We start from the raw sequence: 16,924 nt of genomic DNA, 5'->3' as shown, positions 1-16,924 counted from the left end.
CTGAAACATCCTCACTGAATCCGTCACGGCTGTTGGAAGAAGCGCAGGAAGCGGCCGACCCGCGTGTTGGCCGGATGCGGCTGGCTGGCGCACGCCGCTCCGGCGGCCCCGCCGATGCAGCCGGCTTCGCCCTTCTCCTCCCGCACGCCGTTGCCGCTCCCGCCCTGGGTGTCGGCGCCCGGCACGGCGGACGCGGTCGCAGTCGCGCTTCGGGTTCCGGCCGTGGGGGCGCTGTCGCCGCCGGACAGGACGATCCCGCCGCCGGAGAAGGCGGTGTCCGTCCCCTGAGCCGTGGTTTCGACCATGTTGCGCGGCAGCGTCGCCACGATGATCTGGCGGGTCACCTCCTGCGCCGGGGCGCCGGCCGGCGGCACGCTGTTGCCGCTGTCGGCCGGCTGCACCGTGAGCACGCCCGGCCCATAGGAGAGCGCGTAGTTGGACGAGGCCGCGAGGCTTCCCTGCGTGATGGCGTAGGAGCCGGCTGGCGAAGACGCGGTGGCGGCGGTGGCGAGCGCCCCCGACAGCGTGTCGCCGTTGACGAGCCCGTCGCCGCCGACACTGTAGGTGAGCGCCGGATTGGCGTTGCCGTAGAGCCGGCTCTTGCCGTCCGCCGCCACGGTGATCGGGCGCGCGATGACCGACAGCGTGCCGGGGTTGAAGACGAGGCTGTAGTTGGACGAGGCCGCCAGCGTGCCCTGGCCGATGACGTAGGAGCCCACCGACGACGCCGCCCCGGCAGCGGTGGCGAGTGCGCCCGACAGCGTGTCGCCGTTGACGAGGCCGTCGCCGCCGACATTGTAGGTGAGCGCCGGATTGGCGTTGCCGTAGAGCCGGTTCGTGCTGTCCGCCGCCACGCTGATCGGGCGCGCGGTGACCGACAGGGTGCCCGACTGACGCAGGATGCTGTAGTTGCCGGCAGCGCCGCCGCCCAGGGTGCCGCCGGACGTGGTCGTGGCATAGCTGCCGACATTGGAGGAGGCGGAGGCGGAGGCCGCCGTGCTGACCCCGGTCAGCAGGCTGCCATCCTGCCCGTTCTTCCAGCCCGTGGCGGCGTAGCCGATGGCGGGCACGCTGCCGCCATAGGTCATGCTGCCGCTGCCGGCGGTGACCGTCAGCGCCGCCGGGGTCACGCTCATCGTGCCGGCGGCGTAGCTGAGGGTGTAGTTGCCGGTGGCGGCTCCACCCAGCGTGCCGCCGGACGCCGAGGTGGCATAGCTACCGACGTCCGAAGCGGCGGTGACGGCGGTGGACGTGGCGACCCCGGTCAGCAGCGTGCTGCCCTGCCCATTCTTCCAGCCGGTGGCGGTGTAGGCGATGTCGGTCGGGGGAGCGTCGCCATAGGTCATGCTGCCGCTGCCGGCGGTGACGGTCAGCGCCGCCGGGATCACGCTCATCGTGCCGGCCGCGTAGCTGAGGGTGTAGTTGCCGCTGGCGGCTCCACCCAGCGTGCCGCCGGACGCCAAGGTGGCATAGCTGCCGACGTCCGAGGCGGCGGTCGCGGCGGTCGCCGTGGCGACCCCGGTCAGCAGGCTGTCGCCCTGCCCGTTCTTCCAGCCGGTGGCGGTGTAGGCGATGTCGGTCGGGGGAGCGTCGCCATAGATCATGCTGCCGTCGGCGGCGGTGACGGTCAGCGCCGCCGGGATCACGCTCATCGTGCCGGCCGCGTAGCTGAGGGTGTAGTTGCCGCTGGCGGCTCCACCCAGCGTGCCGCCGGACGCCGAGGTGGCATAGCTGCCGACGTCCGAGGTGGCGGTCGCGGTCGTCGTCGTGGCGACCCCGGTCAGCAGGCTGTCGCCCTGCCCGTTCTTCCAGCCGGTGGCGGTGTAGGCGATGTTTGCCGGGGGGGTATCGCCATAGGTCATGCTGCCGGCGGCGGTGACGGTCAGCGTCGCCGGGGTGACGCTCATCACGCCGTTGACGTAGCTGAGGATGTAGTTGCCGCTGGCGCCTCCACTCAGCGTGCCGCCGGAGGCCGTGGTGGCGTGGCTGCCGACGTTCGAGGTGGCGGTGGCGGCGGTGGACGTGGCGACCCCGGTCAGCAGGCTGTCGCCCTGCCCGTTCTTCCAGCCGGTGGCGGTGTAGGTGATGTTCGTCGGGGGGGCGTCGCCGTAGGTCATGCTGCCGCCGCCGGCGGTGACGGTCAGCGTCGCCGGATTGACGATGCCGGCACCGGCGAAGCGTGTGGCGCCGCCTGTGACGAAGGTGCCGCTGAGGCCGGACACGGCGAGGGACTGCGCCCCGGCCTCGGTGGCGGTGAGGGGGCCGACGGACAGGGTGCCGGTGACGGTGTTCCACCAGCCGTCGCCGACCGTGCGGGCCGTGGCGCCGGCCGGATCGTCGCCATAGGTGATGCTCCGAATTCCCCCGACCACCCCGGAGACGCCGTAAAGTTCCGGCCGGAGGCTGCCGGGCACGGGCAGTGCCCACACCGTCCAGTCCCAGCCCAGGAAGAGGCTCCAATCCTCCGCCATTTCGGCAGTGGTCAGGCCGACCGCCCCGCTGCCGCCGGCCGACCTGGCCTGCCCGGTGCTGTCCGTATCCCAATAGGACGCGGTCACGGAGCCGGCATCGCTTCCGATCAGGCCGCCGATGTCGGTGCCCGAGCCGCTCACCATGCCGGCGGCGTAGGCCTGCGTCACGGTGCCGGCGTTGAGCCCGATCAGGCCGCCGACCTGATCGGTGCCGGTGACGGAGCCGGTGGCATAGACCTGGGTCACTGTGCCGCCGCTCACGCCGATCAGGCCGCCGACCATGAGGTTGCCGCTGACGGTGCCGGTGGCATAGGCCCGCGTGACGCTGCCGATGTTCATTGCGCCGATCAGGCCGCCCACCGCGTTTGTGCTGCCGGTCACGGTGCCGGAGGCGAAAGCGTCGGCGACGGCCCCATCCTCCAGGTAGCCGATCAGGCCACCGGCCGGCCCGGCACCGTCGACGAAACCGGTGGCGTACACGTTCGACAGTGTGCCGGCGGTGTTCTTGCCGACCAGTCCGCCGACATTGGTCATGTTGTCGCCGCCGACCGAGCCGGTGGCATAGGCATTGGTGATGGTGCCCGAGTTTAGGCCGACCAGCCCGCCGGCCTCCGGGGAGTTGAGGACAGCCCCGGTTGCGTAGGAATCGCGGATCGTACCGTTGTTGTTTCCGATCAGGCCGCCGGCCTTGCCGACGCCGTCGACGGTGCCGGTGGCATAGGCCTGCGACACCGTGCCCCCGCTTGTTCCGATCAGACCGCCGGCTGCCTCGACCGTGGAGCTGACCGCCCCGGTGGCATAGGCCCGCGTGACGCTGACACCCCAGGCCAGTTCACCGATCAGGCCGCCCACCGGGCTCCAGTGGGCGCTTACGTCGCCGGAGGCGTAAGCGTCGGTGACGGCCCCTCCCGCCATGCTGCCGACCAGTCCGCCGACCGGCCCGTTGCCGTTGACGGAACCGGTCGCGTACACGTTCGACAGCGTGCCGGCGTTGTTCGAGCCGACCAGTCCGCCCAGAAAGTTCCTGCCGTCGCCGCCGACCGAGCCGGTGGCATGGGAGTTGGTGATGGTGCCCGAGTTGACGCCGACGAGCCCCCCGGCGAACCAGGAGTCGGGGACAGACCCGGTTGCATAGGAATCGCGGATCGTGCCGGTGTTTTCGCCGACCAGCCCGCCGGAGTTGTTGCCGTCGCCCCAGTCGGGCTTCACGTCGCCGGTGGCGTAGGAGGACTCGATGGTCCCGCCGTTGTTATAGCCGACCAGCCCGCCATTGTAGAAACGTCCGCCGTTCGCATTGTTGATGACGGTGCCGCTGGCGTGGACCCGCGTCAGGGTGATGCCGGCGCCGTCGACACGGCCGATCAACCCGCCGACGTAGCTTTTTCCGGTCACATCGCTGTTACCGGACGAGTCGGTGACGCTGCCGCCGGTCATTTCGCCGATCAGGCCGCCGACATAGTTCGTCCCCGTCACCGCCGCCGCCGCGGTGACGTTCGTGACGATGCCGCTGCCACGTCCCGCCAGACCGCCGGTATGGGCCCCGCCCGTGATTCCTCCGGTCAGCGACAGGTCGCGGATGACCGATCCGGGACCGGCGTTGGCAAACAGGCCGACACCCTCCGTGGACCCCGCTTCGATGGTCAGGTTGGCGATGGTGTTGCCAAGCCCGGCGAAGGTGCCGACGAAGCGCCCAGTGACCAGGGCGTCGCCGTAGGTGTTGCCGTCGCCATTCAGGCTCTGGGCCAGCGCGAAGTTCCCGGTTCGGTCCGTGCTGGTGGGGTCGGCGGAGTCGATGTCGTCGATATCCGACAGCGCGTGCAACAGGGCATAGGTCGTGAGGCTGCCGGTCGGACCGATCTGCAGCGTGGCGCCGTTCCCCGACAGGGTGATCGGCGCCGCGACGCTGTAGTCCTTGCCGACGCCGTATTCCAGCACCAGCCCGGCGGTATTGCCCGTCGCCGTCACCGCGGCGTTGACCGCGATGTGCCCGGCGGCCTGGAGGGTCAAAATCGTGTCGGCCGACCATGACACCGGGTCCGCCACCGTGATGTTGCCCTCCTGGCTGCCGCCCGTCCCGGTCGACACCGTCACGTTGGCCGTCGCCAGCGCCGCCGTCAGCGTGCCGACACTGAGCACGCTGTCGTCACCGGCGGCATCGAAGCCCGACATGCCGCTGTCGCTGCCGTTGGAGATCGTCAGGTTGTACGGATCGAGCAGCAGCGATCCCGTCCGGCCGGATTCGGCCCGCAGATCGGCGGTCCCGCGGAACGACAGCGACGCCTTGCCCGACACCTCGGCCCGGCCGCCGTTGGCGCCGGCACCGTTGCCCCGCGCGCTGATCGCACCGTAGAATGCCGTGCGCTCGTCCGACCACACCACGACGCTGCCGCCGTTCCCGGCGCTTCCGTCCGCCGACAGCCGCGCCCCGGCCTCGACGGTGGTGGTCGCGGCGTTGGCCACCGTCTCGGCGAGCGTCTTCGTCCGCGCGTCCTTGCCACCCTGGTAATCGCCGCCGATCACCACGGCGCCGCCGCTGGTGCCGCCCGCGTCCACCGTGGCGGTCCCGGCCACCGTCACCGCCCGGCCCGTCACCGCCACGGTGCCGCCCGCGCCCCGCGCCGGCTTGACGCCGGGTATGGGCGGCGCCGATCCCCTGGCCGTCAGCGTGCCGGTGACCGTGGCCCGTCCGCCCGATACCCGGATGTCGCCGCCCTGGCGGGCGCCATCCGCCATCGTCCGGGTGGCGGCGATGGTGCCGCCGGCCTCCACCGCGCCGTCGTCGCCCGCGGTCAGGTAGACCCGCCCGCCGCTGGCCGCTGTGCCGGTCGCCGCGATGACGCCGCCGGTGTTGCCGGCGAGCGCGTAGACGTTGCCGCCGTTGGCCCGCAGCTCGGCCACCGCCGCGGTGATGGTGCCGGTGGTCTTCGCCTCGGTGTCCGCCCCGCCGACCCTGACCTGGAACTTGCCGCCGTTGACGGCGCCGTCCCGCGCCAGCACTTCGTAGCCGACGGCCAGCGCGGCGGTGCCCTTGGGCGCCGCGATGGTGCCGCTGTTCTCGACCGCCCGCGCGATCAGCGCCACGTCGCCGCCCAGCGAGCCGATCGACCCGGCGTTGGTCACCGTCGCCTTGGAGGTGCCGGCGAAGGTCTTGTCGCCGCCGCGCAGGAACTCCTCGTCGCGGACGTCCAGGGTGGAGGCGACGAAGGACCCGCCGGTGGAGACCCGCCCGCCGGGTCCGACCGCGACCCCCGCCGGGTTGATCAGATAGACCGAGCCGGTGGCGGTCAGGCTGCCGTCCAGGCGCGAGGGGACGTTGCCGGTGACGCGGTTGAGCGTGGCGCCGCTGCCGTTGTTGACGTGAACCGTGTTCCCCGCCCCGATGGAGAAGGACTGCCAGTTGACGACGGCGCTGGGGGAGGATTGGTCGATGATGAGGCTGGTGCCCGACGGCGTCGCTATCGATACCGAGCCGGCGGCGACGGCCGGCCCGCTCGGCAGCGGCTGCGCCAGGGCCGTGCTCTCCCGGCTCGCCAGCAGCGCGACGCTCGCCATCAGGCTCAGCAGCAGCCGCGATGGCCGGCTCGGCGATCCGGCTCCGCGGAACGCTTGAGAATCGACGCTGGTCATCCGCTAACCCCTGTGTTCTGTCTTGATCGGCAATAGGCGGCCGGGCTGGCCGGGCACGGCGGCTGCCGGCCCTCTTCAGGGGGCCAGGCCGCTTCGTGCCCGGGCCGACGGGCGGCGCGGTGCTGTTGGGGGACCGCCTCCGGCCGCTCCGTCGGGCGTGGTTCCCGCTGAGGAGGATTGGGCGACACGCGGCACAACCATAGTCAGGCCCGCCATACCGCGGTATCCCAACATCGTGTGAGGAAGCGGGGTGTTGGGGGAGCGGGGTGCGATGGGGCGGGCGTACCGGCCCGTGCCGCCTCACATGTTCATGGGATGCCGCGGCGAAACCGTTGCGGGTAGTCTCCCCATGGGGGCACTGTCCGCGCCCTCGACCTGTGATTGGGTATTGTCACGGTTTCGCGAACCTTCCTATCCTGCGCTCGCAGACCAAGACGCGATCCCTCCCGGACGAAAGGCGTTCCCCTGTGGTGACCAGTGACTTGCCCGCAACCCCGTCGCCGGACCACCGCATCCGCGTCCTCCTGGTGGAGGATGACCGTCCGATCCGCGAGCGCATGTCCGCGATCCTGCGCGCCGCCGACCCCATCGAGCTGGTGGCCGCCGCGGCCACGCTGGCGGAGGCCCGCGCGCTCTGCGCCGCCCATGTGCCGGCGGTCCTGGTCACCGACCTGAAGCTGCCCGACGGCAGCGGCCTCGACCTGATCCACGAAAACCGGCGGCTCTACCCGGCCATGGAGATCATGGTGGTCTCGGTCCTGGGGGACGAGCGCAGCGTGCTGACCGCCATCGAGGCGGGAGCGGCCGGCTATATCCTGAAGGATTCGGCGGCGATCGATCTGGTCGGCTCCGTGCTCGACCTGGTGGCCGGGCGCTCGCCGATCTCGACCTCCATCGCCCGCACCATCGTCCGCCGCGTCCAGAACCGGCCGGACTCTCCGTCGGCCACGCCGCCGACAGAGCCGGTGCCGTCGCTCACCGAGCGGGAGACCGACATCCTGTGGGGGGTCGCCAAGGGACTGACCTATGGCGACATCGCGGAGCGGCTGGGCATCTCCCGCAACACGGTGCTGACCCACATCAAGAACATCTACCGCAAGCTGGAGGTGAACTCCCGCGGCGAGGCGGTGTTCGCCGCGATCAACCACAACATCATCAACCTGAAGGGCTGAGGGTCCGCCATGCCGTCGACGGACGCCGATCCGGGCATGGGCGGCGGCGAGGCGCCCGCGCCCGCGCCGCTGTCCCGGCCAGCCTGGGCATGGCGGTCCGCCCTGTGTCTGGCGATCCTGATTCCCGTCCTCGCCGCCCTCGCATTCATCGTCAATCCCACCCTGTCCGACGATGCGGCCGCCTTGTTCATCGGCGAGGCGTTGCTGACGGTGCCCGGCGATTGGGCCGGCGACCGGGCGGCCGGCCCGGAGGCCTGGTCGCCAGTGTCTCTGCCCTACCGCTGCCCGACCACGACGGCGGTGGAGGGATGCGCAGTCACCTTCCGCATCGGGTACCGCTACGATCCGGCCGCCCAGTCCGCGGACCAGGGCGTCATGTCGTTCTATGCGCCCTCTTTCCAGGGTGTGCTCACCGTTTCCCTGAATGGCGTTTTTCTCGCCACCAGCGTCTGGTCGCGGGCGGAAGCCGATATTTCCGGCAATGTTCCGTTCCTGGTGACGGTCCCGCTTCTGCACCCCGGCCTGAACGAGTTCGAGATCGCCCTGTCGAAGCGCGGCGTCATCAGCGCCTTCCTCGACCGCGTCGCCATCGGGCCCGACGCCCTGCTGCGCCCTGACTATGACAGGCGGCGGTTCCTGTTCGCGACCCTGCAACGGATGCTCGACGGCTGGCACGTCACCATGGGCCTGTCGCTGTTCATGATCTGGCTCGCCAGCCGTCGCGAGCAGGTCTTTCTGGTGACCAGCGGCGTTATCCTGTCGCACGCCGTCGTGTCGCTGCCGGCGATCCTGGGCGATGGGGTGCTGAGCGAAACCTCGCTCCAGCTCATCAATCACACCCGCTTCCTGACCACCTGCCTTCTCCTGCCCATGGCGCTGCTGTTCGTCCGCCGCCCGCTCCCGGTCCCTCTCGGCGCTTTCCTGCTGCCGCCGTTCATGGTTGCCGTCAGCTTCCTCACCCTCCCGGTCGATCTGCACCGCTGGCTGCTCACGACCGTCTATTTTCCGCTCATGTGCGCTGCCGCGCTGTGGGTGCTGTTCGTGGTGGTGCGCGTGGCGGTCCGGGAGCGCGACATCGCGGCCACGGCGCTGGCCGGCGCCTTCCTGTTCAATCTGGTCATCGCGGTGCATGACATTCTGCTGACCCGCGACTCCCTGGGGGAAAGCCGGGTGCTGCTCGGCCGCTTCGCCTGGCCCGTCATCATGGCGGTCGTCTCCGCAGTGCTGATCTGGCGCTTCGCCCAGACCATGAACGTGCTGGATCAGTTCAGCCAGCGCCTGAAGAGCGAGGTGGCGGCGGCCGAGGATGCCCTGCGCCGCAGCTTCGCCCGCGAGCAGCAGCAGGCCAAGGCCGCCGTGCTGGAAGCCGAGCGGGTGCGCCTGATGAGCGACCTGCACGACGGCATCGCCGGTCAGCTCGTCTCGATCCTGGCGCTGTGCGAGCTGCAGGGGGAGTCCTCGGGCGAGGTCGCCGTCTCGGTTGGCGGGGCGCTGGCCGACCTCCGGCTGGTGGTGGCATCGCTGGAGAGGTCGGGCGACGATCTCGGCGTGATGCTCGCCCTGTTCCGCGAACGCATCGAGCCGCAGCTCATGACCCACGGCATGACGCTGGTGTGGCGGGCTTCCGCCCTGCCGGAGGTGCAGGGCCTGCACCCCGGCGCCACCCTCAACATCTTCCGCATCCTGCAGGAGGCTTCGGTCAACGCCGCCCGCCACAGCGGCTCGTCCACGCTGACCATCGAGGCCGGCCCGTCTCCGCGGCCGGGCCACGGCGTGCGCTTGTGCCTGCGCGACCAGGGACGCGGCGGGGTAGCCGCCCGGCCGGGCAGCTACGGCCTGGGAAACATGCGCCGGCGGGCGGATGCCCTGGGCGGGACGCTCGACATCCAGTCCGGCCCTGGCGGGACCACCGTCACCTTGGACTTGCCGGCCGAGATCCGCGGACCTTTGTCCTTGTGAACTCGCCGCCCACTGCGAGGCATGCTCCCCGTCGTGCCCGAACGCCATCCGAACCGCGCGCCCGCGCAACTCAGGGGCGTATCCGGGTGATGCCTGCTTCGCGATGTCGACCCCGGTTTCTCAGATGATGGGGCCTCCGGGAAACCTGGGGCGGTTCATCACCCATTTTCCTGCATGGCTCATTGAGCTTCGGCCACGGAAAAGCACATCGCTTCGAACCGCCGGGCGAACCGCTGGGCGTCGCACAGATCGGACGCGATCAAAAGGCCGCGCAGCCCTTGGCGAACCGTCGCCAGATGATCGGGTTCGGCGGCCAGGGCCACCGCCTTGGCCACGAAGTCCGCTTCATCGGCGGCGATCCATTCGGTCAGAGCCGCGGCGGTCAACAGGCTGGCGCCGACCCGTGCGGCGTGACGATCGCCGGGAAGCGTCAGCACCGGCACCCCCATCCACAACGCCTCGCAGGTGGTGGTGGTGCCGTTGTAGGGAATGGGATCAAGCGCGATGTCGATCTCCCCATAGGCGTCCAGATGACCGAAATGATGAGGAATATGGGACAGCAGCGTCAGGCGTTCCGCCGCGATCCCGTGCGCCGCGAACAACCCCGCCACCCGCCGGCGCATGCCGGCGTCGGCCAGCAGCGACGTCTTGAGCACCAGCCGGCTGCCGGGCGTCGCCGTCAACACCCGCGCCCACAGCGCCACGGTCGCCGCGGTCAGCTTGGACAGCGCGTTGAAGGAACCAAAGCTGACCTGACCGCGCGACAGGATCGGGGCCGGCAACGGGTCCGGCGTCGGCCCGAGGGGGCGGTAGCACAGGAACCCGCCGTCCAGGCGGACCAGCCGTTCGGAATGCCGGCGGTCGGCGTCGCCGGGCGGATCGGAAACCGCGTCGGTCAACCGGACGTCCATGGCCGGCAGGCCGGTGGTGGCGGGGTAGCCGAGCCAAGTCATCTGAACCGGGGCCGCCCGCCGGGCGAACACGTCCAGCCGGTTGCGGGCGGTATGCCCGGCGAGATCGACCAGGATGTCGACGCCGTCGGCACGGATCGTCGCCGCGACCGTGTCGGGATCGACGCCGGCGATCGGACGCCAGTGGTCGACGTGTCGGCGGACGTGATCGGTGATGAAATCGCTTTTCTCGACGTTTGAATAGGCGAAGACCTCGACCCGGCTGCGGTCATGCTGCTCCAGCAACGGCAGCAGGAACATCGCCACCGAATGCAGGCGGAAATCCGGGGAGACGTAGCCGATCCGCAACCGCCGCCCGTCCCGCGGCTGCGGGGCCGGCGGCGGCGGCGTCGGGAGGCCTTGCCGATACCCGGTCCCCCAGCGGCGATGGGCGTCATACACCGCGTCGGCCGGCAAAGCGTCGCGGTAGTTGAGCGTCATCAGGATGTTGCTGTCGATGCCGGTATTGTCGGCCAGCAGCGGCCGGGCATGTTCATACGTCGCGGCGGCCTGTTCAAACGCTCCCGCCGCTTCCTGGGCGGAGGCGAGGGCGAACCACGCCTCGGCATAGTCGGGTCGGTAGGTCGTCGCCTTGGTGAAGGCGTCGATCGCCGCACTCACCTGTCCCATCCGCACCAGCACCAGCCCCAGATTGTTCCAGGTACCGGGGTCACGCGGCTGATACAGCAGGGATTGGCGCAGATACCCCTCGGCCTCCGGCAGGGCGTCGGCGTTGAGCGCCGCCGTCCCGGTGAGGAAAATCAGACGCGGGTTGCCCGGATCGGCGGCCAGCAGGTCGCGATAAATTGCGAAGGCGGCTTCCGCCTGGCCGATGCCGACCAGAACGGTGGCGAGGTTGATATGGGCGTCGAGATAGCCGGCGCGTTCCGCCGTCGCCCGGTGAAAGGCGGCGATGGCGTCGTCGGCGCGGCCGACGGCGGCCAAGCTCACCCCCAGGCTGTTATAGGCTTCGGCGAAGCCGGGCGCGCGCAGGATCGCCGACAGATAGGCCTGCACCGCCCCGTCGCCGTCGCCTTGGGCGTGCAGCGCCAGCCCAAGGTTATAATGACACTCCGGCGTTCCGCCACCGGCGGCGATGCTCGCCCGCAGCCGCGCCACCGCCGTTGCCCCGTCGCCGGTCAACGCGGCCGCCATGCCATGGAGATAAAGCGCGTGAGGGTGACCGGGCGCCGCTTCCAGCGCCCGCGCGGCCAGCGTCGCGGTTCGGGCCGGATCGCCGCCCGCCAAGGCTTGGCCGGCTTGCTCGATCAGGCCTTCCGCCGTCACCGCGGGGCTCTCGGGGGACATGGGCTTCATCACGCCTCTCCCATCGCGCGCGGCAGGCCGGCTGCGTCGACACCCGCCAGCGCCGCCGCCACATCGGCGACCACCGCCGGCCAATCACCGGCGCAGCGCTGGCGAAACAGCGTCATGGTCGGATACCAGGGGCTGTCGGTCCGCCCCAGCATCCAACGCCAATCGGGGCTGAACGGCACCATGACCCACACCGGCACGCCCAGCGCGCCGGCCAGATGGGCCACCGCCGTATCGACGGCGATCACCAGATCCAGGTTGACCACCGCCGCCGCGGTTTCGGCGAAGTCGTGCAGCAACGGTCCCAACGCCACCGCCCCCGGTGGCCGATCGCCGGTTTCCTTCTGCAACGAAAAGAACGTCACGCCGGGAACCGCCATCAGCGGGGCCAGAAGCTGGGACGTCAGCGAGCGGTCGCCGTCGCGGCTGTGTTCCGGTCGGCCGCGCCAGACCAGGCCGACCCGCAAGCGCCCCCCAGCCGCCGCTTCCAACCGCTCGGCCCACAGGCGGCGGCGGCGCGGCTCGGCCCAAAGATAGGGAATTGTCGCCGGGATGGTGTCGATCAGGGTGCCGAAGCGGTGGGGCAGGCTCAACAGCGGGACGTGGCGGGCGAACGGCAGGTCGTCATGGACATGGGCCGGCGAGACCGAACGCGGCACCACCCGCACGCCGCTGTCCCCCAGGCTCGACCAAAGCAGGGTGAACAGGGGGGTCTGCGCCTCGAACACCACGTCATAGCCGCGCGCGGCCAGCAGCGGCAGATAGCGGCTGAACTGGATGGTGTCGCCGTACCCCTGCTCCGCCGTCACCAGCAGGGTGCCGCCGACCTGATGGGGCGGTTCCCCCTGCCATATGGGTTGGCTGAACGGCCGCGGTTCCTCCCCGAAACCATGCCAGCGCCAGCGCCATTCATGTTCCTGCCAGCCGCGGGTGAAATCGCCGCGCAACAGCAGGCACAATGACAGATTCCAATGGGCGGCGGGGAAGTCGGGCTGGAGCGTCAGCGCCTTGCGATAACAGCGCTCGATGTCGCCCAGGGGGTCGATGGCAAGGCGGGCGTTGCCCAGCGTCACCAGGGATGCCGCGGTTTCGGTCACCCCCCCATCGGCATCGGCGTGTTCCCCGGCCGCCGCGTCCTCCGGCAGGCCGCTCAGCCATGCCAGGGCCAGACCGAGATTGCTCTCAGCCTCGCTGTAGTCGGGGCGCAGGGCGAGGGCGCGCCGGAAACTCGTCACCGCGTCGCGATAGGCCCCGGCCCCCAGCAGGGCGTTGCCCAGGTTGCAATGGGCCTCCGCCTGGTCGGGGTCGCCCTTCAGGAAGGCGGTCAGCCGTTCGATGGATTCCGCATGCCGGCCCATGGCTTGCAACGTCGCCCCAAGATTGGCCGCGGCCGGACGATACCCCGGCTCCCATTCCAGCGCCGCCAGGAAAGCCGCCCGCGCCAGCTCGAACGCCCGCCGCTCATAATGGAGCTGGCCCAGTTGGTTGGCGGCTTCCGCCGCCTCCGCCATCTGCCCGGCCTCCGACAGCGCGATCGCCAGATTATGGACGCTTTCGGGGTTTTGCGGGTCCATCCGAACCGCTTGATGAAGAAACGGCAGGGCTTCCGCCGTCCGCCTCATCTGGGCCAGCACCGTACCGACCAGACTGCTCAACCTGGCGTCCCGGGGATTGGCGGCCTGAAGCTCCCCGTAGAGGGAAAGCGCCCCGGCCAGTTCCCCCTTCTGGTGATGCTCGGCGGCGCGAACCGCCATTTCCTGAAGCGTCATGGACATGGGGCGTGTTCCTTCCAGACCGTCAATAGGACAGCGTGACGCCGAAATGCAGGCGGTCGCCCCGATCATTGCCCTGTCCTGTTCCCGGCATGGCGTGCCCCCATGCAAGCCGCATCGACCCGTAAGGCGTCTGATAGCGCATGCCGATACCCAGGCTCGACAGGGTCCAGGCGCTTTTCGCCCCGTCCACCGGCCGCCGGGCGACCAGCCGGCCGGCGTCCCAAAATCCGAGCAGTTGCAGCCGGTCGTCCACATCCCCCAGCCCAAGCCGGCGCGCGACCTCGATATCCGGGGTGCGGATTTCATGGGTGACGATCACCCCCTGGTCGGCCGTCACCTCCTGCTCGCCATAGCCGCGAATGCTGTCGGCGCCGCCGGCTCCCAGCTGTTCGGACGACAGCAGGTTGGTGCTCGCCCATTGGCCCTGTATCCGGGTCAACCAGGTGAACCCCTCCGGCAAGTCGACGCCGCGTTCCACGCTGGCGCGCAGATAGGCGTAACGGGCGTCGGCGAAGCTGCGGCCGGTGTGGGTGTCCGACGGCCGGAACGCCGTGCTGGTGTTGCCGTGCGACAAGCCGCCGGGACTGAAATAGGCGTTCAATGCCAGCGCGGTCGAGCCAAAGCTGTCGGCCCGCGCTGCCGAGTAACCCAACACACCCTGGAAGATATCGGTGAAACCCGAGGAAACGCTGGTCCCGCCGAACTCGAGATTGTTGTTGGTGCGCTTGAAATCCACACCGAGTTCCAGCTTTTGGGACACCGCCTCCAGCGTCGGGAGCGGGGACGAATAACGGGCTGAAATCTGCGTGCTTTCACCCACCTGACGAAATTGATCGCCCAACTTGGGCAGGCTGCGCGAGGTGCTGCCCATGATCGTCAGGCTGTCGCGCCAGGGCAGAGGAATTTGATAGGTCACGGCATGGGCGGTATAGCGCTTGCTTCCCGGATGCAGAAAGCCGTCGGGGCTGGCGGTGTACTGATAAGACAGAAGATGCCCGAGCCAGAAGGCATTGCCCCAGTTGAAGCCGGTGACGGCCCGGTTTTCGCTGGTGGTCTTGGAACCGGTATTCTCAAAGCCGCCGTAAACGCGCAACGGCAAACGGTCGCGGGTTCGCAGGACGATATCGGTTTCACCCGGACTCCGGCCGCGCTGATAAACCAGATCGGTATGGCGAAACGGGTTTTCGTTCAGCCAATTGATGTCGTCGAGCAGGCCCTGCCCGCTGATGCTCTCTCCGGGCTTCGTTCGGATGGCCGCCAGCAACTGGCCGTCGTCGAACCATTCGGCGCCTTCGGCCGAAATGGACCCGGCGACGAACTCCATCGACACCAGCTGTATCACGCCGCTGCTGATGTTCTGTTCCGGCACCACCACGTCGACGAGCGGACGGTCATGGTTGCGGAAATACAGAACGGTCTTGCGCGCGACCTCATTGAGCAGGTCGAGGGTCAGCGGACGCCCGAGATAGGGCGCCATCAGCGTCCGGAAATCCTCGCTATCCGTCACGCTGCCCGGAATGACATGGATGCCGGGTGTGTCGACGCCGTCGGGCATCACCGCGTCGGCCCGTCCGACGAAGACCAATCCCCGCAGCCGAGCGACCAGCACCTGTTGTCCCTGCGGCAGCGGCTGCGGCGTGTCGGGCAGCGCCAGGGATTTCTGCGGCGCCGGGGTTTCCAGTTTTTCCGGCGCGATGCGCTCGAAATTCTGCGCCCGCGCCTGCATCCCCCCGGCTGCGGCAAGCCCGGCGGCCAGGACGCCGACGGCCATACGGTGGCGCCCCTGGTGGTCGTTTGCCATGGGCAGTCGCGTCCTTTGCTTGATCATTCGGTCCACGGGGCTGTCAGTTCGCGGATTGGCGCTTGCGCTCGGTGTCCGCCGATTGGCGGAGGGGGCTGCCGTCGGACACCAACGTGCTCTGGACACCCGAGTCGGCCGCAAAGGTCGTGAAGCTGGTCGCCGACGCCAGGATCCCGCCGCCGCCCGCTCCGGTGCCGGTGTTGCCGCTCGCACCGCCATTACCGCTTCCCGCCGACGATCCCGGCGTGTAATTCGCGGGCTGGCGGAAGACCACTTGCAGACCCGCGACCGACAGGCTGTTCTCGACCACCGCGCCGTTGCCCGCTGCGCGGCCGCGGCTGGCGTCGATGATGATCGGGGTGTTGGAAACCCCACCGGACGACAGGTTGGCACCGGTGTTGGAATTGGACACCGATGTCGAACCCGAGCCGACGGCGGTGGCACCGCTCGAGCTCGACGGCCCGGTGCTGGTGCTGGTGCTGGTGTTGGCAACCGCGGTCGAGGTGATCATGGTTCCGGAGCTGCCCAGAACGCTCAGGCCACTGTTGAACAGCAGGGGTGTCGTCACCACCGGCAGAGCCGACAGCTGGTTCAGGGCGGTCGGAGCGGGGGCGGCCGTCGATGGGTTGATGACGAAATCCGCACCGGCAAAGGCGATGATGTAGTCGCTGATCGCCGCCAGCGTGCCCAGGCCAATCCGATAGGTGCCGACGGTATCCCCATCGGCCCGGTTCAGGCCGCCGCTCAACACCGACGACTGGCTGTCGCTGCCGCGCAAGCCGTTGAATGAGTAGGTCAAAGCCGGATCGGCGGCTCCCACTGTCTTGGACGCCGCGTTGGCGACCACGCTCAGAACCGCCGGATTGACCACCAGGCTTCCGGCGCTGTTGCCATTTTGCGCCAGAGTATAATTGCCGGCGTCGCTGCCGGTCAAAGCGGTGACCTGTTGACTGTAAGTCCCGACATGCGTTCCGGCCGATGGCAGGAAACCCTTGCCCGCAGCAAAAGCGGCGACCGTCGCGCCGATGTCGTCGCCGCTGATGACACCGTTCAGCGTCGCCGCGCCCAGGTTGATGGCGTCGCCATAAGTCGCACTCACGCCCGCCACCGACCAAGGCAGCGCCTTGGCGATGATGCTGTAGACGGCGGCGCCCAGCGTGTAGTTGCCAGCATCGCCACCGCTCAGCTTCGCGCCACTCACCGACTTGCCCGATCCGACAGTCTTGCTGTTGACGGTTCCGCCGCTGACAGACACGGTATCGCCACTCACCACACCGCTGAGGCTCAGCCCCGAGGCGTCGGTGGTGCCGTCGTAAACCCTGCTGCTGCTGGCAGTCAGCGTCTTGGCCATGATGTCGAGCGTGGCGCCGCCCAGCGTGTAGTTGCTGGCCCCCGCACCCGCCAGCGACAGGCCGCTCACGGTCTTGCCGGTGCCGACATTCTTGTCGGCCACGGCACCGCTCCCGCCGAGGCTGACCACGTCGCTGCCGACGATGCCGCTGAGGCTCAGACCAGAGGCGTCGGTGGTGCCGTCGTAAACCCTGCTGCTGCTGGCAGTCAGCGACTTGGCCGTGATGTCGAGTGTGGCGCCTCCCAGCGTGTAGTTGCTCGCCCCCGCACCCGCCAGCGACAGGCCGCTCACGGTCTTGCCGGTGCCGACATTCTTGTCGGCCACCGCGCCGGTCCCGCCAATGCTGACCGCGTCGCTGCCGACGACGCCGCTGAGGCTCAGCCCCGAAGCGTCGGTGGTGCCGTCGTAAACCCGGTCGCCGCTGGCGGTCAGCGTCTTGGCGGTGATGTCGAGCGTGGCGCCTCCCAGCGTGTAGTTGCTCGCCCCCGCACCCGCCAGCGACAG

Annotated in this window: 7 protein-coding genes; 2 read left to right on the top strand and 5 right to left on the bottom strand. The window is 69.6% G+C overall.

Annotated features, from left to right (window positions below; genetic code table 11):
• Positions 1–23: 23 nt before the first annotated feature.
• Positions 24–6,098 carry an MBG domain-containing protein gene (locus tag CRT60_RS15285; RefSeq protein ID WP_098737318.1) on the bottom strand — a complete coding sequence of 2,025 codons (6,075 nt, stop codon included), beginning with the start codon at positions 6,096–6,098 and terminating at the stop codon, positions 24–26.
• Between the two features lie 470 nt (positions 6,099–6,568).
• Here CRT60_RS15285 and CRT60_RS15280 point away from each other — a divergent pair, with 470 nt between their 5' ends.
• Both CRT60_RS15280 and CRT60_RS15275 read left to right on the top strand, forming a co-directional pair.
• A complete protein-coding gene (locus CRT60_RS15280; protein ID WP_244592515.1) occupies positions 6,569–7,270 on the top strand; it encodes a response regulator in 702 nt (233 codons plus the stop codon).
• A 9-nt stretch (positions 7,271–7,279) separates the two neighbouring features.
• Positions 7,280–9,229 (top strand): sensor histidine kinase, encoded by a 1,950-nt coding sequence (locus tag CRT60_RS15275; protein WP_098737317.1) that lies wholly within the window; start codon positions 7,280–7,282, stop codon positions 9,227–9,229.
• A 179-nt stretch (positions 9,230–9,408) separates the two neighbouring features.
• Here CRT60_RS15275 and CRT60_RS15270 read toward each other — a convergent pair whose 3' ends face one another.
• The 4 genes from CRT60_RS15270 to CRT60_RS36195 all read right to left on the bottom strand — a co-directional run.
• Positions 9,409–11,496: an O-linked N-acetylglucosamine transferase, SPINDLY family protein gene (locus CRT60_RS15270; protein ID WP_098737315.1), complete on the bottom strand. Its 2,088-nt coding sequence runs from the start codon at positions 11,494–11,496 to the stop codon at positions 9,409–9,411.
• On the bottom strand, positions 11,496–13,268 hold the full coding sequence (locus CRT60_RS15265) for a tetratricopeptide repeat protein (RefSeq protein ID WP_161958061.1): 1,773 nt from the start codon (positions 13,266–13,268) through the stop codon (positions 11,496–11,498). Before CRT60_RS15265 ends, CRT60_RS15270 begins: the two co-directional genes overlap by 1 nt.
• Positions 13,269–13,290: 22 nt before the next feature.
• On the bottom strand, positions 13,291–15,069 hold the full coding sequence (locus CRT60_RS35670; RefSeq protein ID WP_161958060.1) for a ShlB/FhaC/HecB family hemolysin secretion/activation protein: 1,779 nt from the start codon (positions 15,067–15,069) through the stop codon (positions 13,291–13,293).
• 43 nt (positions 15,070–15,112) lie between these two features.
• Positions 15,113–16,924 (bottom strand): beta strand repeat-containing protein (locus CRT60_RS36195; protein WP_204561927.1); only part of this gene is annotated, 1,812 nt, incomplete at its 5' end.

The sequence above is a fragment of the Azospirillum palustre genome, assembly GCF_002573965.1.
Taxonomy (GTDB): Bacteria; Pseudomonadota; Alphaproteobacteria; order Azospirillales; family Azospirillaceae; genus Azospirillum; species Azospirillum palustre.
Note: the sequence above shows the minus strand (reverse complement) of the source record. Positions and strands in the feature narration are given on the sequence as shown.

Bases quoted from the DNA above. Each gene is read 5' to 3' on its own strand.
- CRT60_RS15285 (WP_098737318.1), bottom strand. From the start codon at position 6,098: ATGACCAGCGTCGATTCTCAAGCGTTCCGCGGAGCCGGATCGCCGAGC.
- CRT60_RS15275 (WP_098737317.1), top strand. From the start codon at position 7,280: ATGCCGTCGACGGACGCCGATCCGGGCATGGGCGGCGGCGAGGCGCCC.
- CRT60_RS15270 (WP_098737315.1), bottom strand. From the start codon at position 11,496: ATGAAGCCCATGTCCCCCGAGAGCCCCGCGGTGACGGCGGAAGGCCTG.
- CRT60_RS15265 (WP_161958061.1), bottom strand. From the start codon at position 13,268: ATGTCCATGACGCTTCAGGAAATGGCGGTTCGCGCCGCCGAGCATCAC.
- CRT60_RS35670 (WP_161958060.1), bottom strand. From the start codon at position 15,069: ATGGCAAACGACCACCAGGGGCGCCACCGTATGGCCGTCGGCGTCCTG.